This window comes from Yokenella regensburgei ATCC 49455, from assembly GCF_000735455.1.
GTDB lineage: Bacteria > Pseudomonadota > Gammaproteobacteria > Enterobacterales > Enterobacteriaceae > Yokenella > Yokenella regensburgei.
The window spans coordinates 1-248 of sequence record NZ_JMPS01000104.1; the positions used below are offsets into that span (position 1 = coordinate 1).

The following is a 248-nucleotide window of genomic DNA, read 5'->3' on the forward strand; positions in this document are numbered from 1 at the left end:
GCGCTTTCACCAGTACTACCCCGTCGACATCGTCAACGGCCCAGGTACGCGATGCACCCTGTTTGTCTCGGGGTGCGTCCACGAGTGCCCAGGGTGCTACAACAAAAGCACCTGGCGGCTTAATTCCGGCGAGCCCTTTACGCCGGAAATGGCCGATCGCATCATTGCCGATCTTAACGATACGCGGATCCTGCGTCAGGGGATTTCGCTCTCCGGTGGCGATCCGTTACACCCGCAGAACGTCCCGG

1 protein-coding gene is annotated in these 248 nt (G+C 60.5%); it reads left to right on the top strand.

Annotation, left to right across the window (positions count from 1 at the left end):
• The coding region (locus tag GYRE_RS23125; protein WP_038258939.1) for a 4Fe-4S cluster-binding domain-containing protein at positions 1–248 on the top strand (248 nt) is incomplete at both ends.